This is a genomic window from Amycolatopsis sp. SID8362 (assembly GCF_010550475.1).
Classification (GTDB): domain Bacteria; phylum Actinomycetota; class Actinomycetes; order Mycobacteriales; family Pseudonocardiaceae; genus Amycolatopsis; species Amycolatopsis eburnea.
In genome coordinates, this window is record NZ_JAAGNB010000214.1 from 1 (window position 1) to 2,100 (window position 2,100).

A 2,100-nucleotide genomic window follows, 5' to 3' on the forward strand; every position below is an offset into this window, starting at 1 on the left:
AGCAGCACGCCGAACACGAGTCCCCCGGCGGCGAGCGCCCCGAACGTCCACAACACGGGCCTGACGAATCGCGACACCGAAGTTCCCCCTCCACCGTTGCCGGCGAGGAGCCTACTCACCCGCCGACGGGCGGCCGGCCCGCCTCAGCGGGTTCCGCGCCGGCGGCGGTCCGGGCTCGGTCGCCGCCCGCGGCGGCCGCGCGAAGCCCGGGCTCGAGCAACCGCCGGAACGACGGGAGCGGCGCGGCCAGGCCCGGCGTATCCGCCTACCCGTGCTGCGTGCTGTGCACCGCCATCGCGGTCGCGCCCGTCCCCGTATTCCGGGTCGTCGACCGCGAGTGGCGGACGGCCGGTCTTGGCTCACCCGCCGACGGGCGGCCGGCCCGCCTCAGCCGAAGAAGCTGAAGATGACCACGAACCCGAACAGCCACTGCTTGACCAGCGGCCACAACGTCGGCCCGCCCCCGGTGTCGTACCGGATGACGCGCAGCCCCAGCACCGCCTTGCCGAGCGAGGCGGCGAAGAGCCGTTGCACGAGCACCCGGTCCACGAACGACGCCGCCAGGAAGACCCCGATCAGGGTCAACGTCACCGTCGTCGGGGTGGCCGCGGGCGTCCGCTGCACGACGACGGCGGCGATCACCGCCACGACGACGTGCGCGGCGAACTCCAGCAGCGCCCCGAGCAACTCCCGCGACGCGTGCGGCGACGGATAACGCGGATCCCGTCCACTGGCGTGCGTCGGCGGCAGCGGAACCCCGGCGGGCGGGCCGGATCGCCGCAGCCGGGCGAGGTCCCGGCGCCGGACGACACGGAGGACGAATGTTTCGCGCGGCGGAGCGGACGCGGCGGGCGGTGGAGTGTGCACGGCGAGCATGATGTCGCGGTTCCCGTCGCGGCGTTGGCGGGTCCACGAAGATTTACCGTCCGCTAACGACCCACCGAAAACCGGTGGTGCGTCCGGGTTCCGCCGAACCGCGCTCACCCCGGCCGCGGACGTGACACGATCCCGCACATGCCCGAGAACCCCGCCACTTCGCAGTCACCCGAGCCGGGTCCGGTGCGGCGCGGTCCGAAGTGGAGCGTGCTCGTCGCGGGAAGCTTCCTCGTCGTGGCCGGCTGCGCGGCACCGGCCGAATCCCGGTTCCTGCCCGACAACACGGCGGCCCAGTCGCCGGCGGAGCTGGAGGCCAACACCGGGATCCGGCTGCCGGCCGGGTCGCTCCTGCTCTCCGCGGCCCGCACCACCCTCTCCGGCGGGCTGGAGTCACGCACCTTCGCCCAGATCCGGATGCCCGCGACCACCGTGGGGCGGTTCCTCACCGACAGCGGGTTCACCGCTCCCACCCCGGGCAAGCGCACCGTCTCCGACAGCGACGTCCCGGGCAGCGGTACCTGGCACCCGGACAAGGCCGGCGACGTCGCCGGGACCAGCGACGCCCGGCGCCGGGTCATGGTGGAGAACACCACGCCCGACAGCACCGTCTACCTCGTCGCCGTCCAGAACTGACGCGGTTCGTGGACGGACGGGCGGCGGCCGGTGATAGGGGTCGTGGCCGCCGCCCGTCCGGGAAGCGGCGATCCCTCAGGGGGAGGGGAAGGAATCGCCGCTGGTCCGTGGCCGGATCGCTCAGTGCGAGGGACGCGTGGCCGGCGGTCCGGACGGGTGCGTCTCGGGCGCGCCGGTCGGGTGCGTGGGCACCGTCCCGTGATCCTTGCCGTTGTCCGAGTTGCCCGGGTTCGTGGGCTGTCCCGGCGAAGCGGTCGAGTGCCCCGGCTTCGAGGCTTCTTCCTTGAGCACGGTGTCGCAGTAGCCGTCGACGCCGTCCTTGCCGCCGGCGGCGGTGATCAGCGCGGCGAACGCGGGGCTTTCCAGCGCCTTGCCGTGCTCGGACTTGTCACCGGCGCTGTAGGCGTGGCACAGCCCCACCAGGGACGGTGACGGCGACGGCTGGTCCGCCGGCCGGCTCCCGTCGGGCGCGTGGGTCTTGGCCACGTCCGACGGGTCGGCGGGGGCCTGTGCGTGGGTGGAAGCCGCGGGGGACGCCGGCGAGTGGCCGCCGGGGAGGGGCAGCGCGCCGGTCACGGCGGCCGCGGCGAC

3 protein-coding genes are annotated in these 2,100 nt (G+C 74.3%); 1 reads left to right on the plus strand and 2 read right to left on the minus strand.

Features of this window, described 5'->3' with window-relative positions; translation table 11 throughout:
- Positions 1-387: 387 nt before the first annotated feature.
- Entirely contained in the window at positions 388-867 is a 480-nt protein-coding gene (locus G3I65_RS07510; protein ID WP_160695438.1) for an RDD family protein, read from the minus strand.
- 147 nt (positions 868-1,014) lie between these two features.
- Between G3I65_RS07510 and G3I65_RS07515 the strand changes: the two genes are divergently transcribed.
- Positions 1,015-1,509, plus strand: a complete 495-nt coding sequence (locus tag G3I65_RS07515; protein WP_160695439.1) for a hypothetical protein — start codon at positions 1,015-1,017, stop codon at positions 1,507-1,509.
- A 120-nt stretch (positions 1,510-1,629) separates the two neighbouring features.
- Here the strand turns inward: G3I65_RS07515 and G3I65_RS07520 are convergent.
- A partial coding sequence (locus G3I65_RS07520; RefSeq protein ID WP_203612311.1) for a hypothetical protein occupies positions 1,630-2,100 on the minus strand: 471 nt, incomplete at its 5' end.

What these genes read in the sequence shown, in the direction of transcription:
- G3I65_RS07515 (WP_160695439.1), top strand. Translation starts at nt 1,015, where the DNA reads ATGCCCGAGAACCCCGCCACTTCGCAGTCACCCGAGCCGGGTCCGGTG.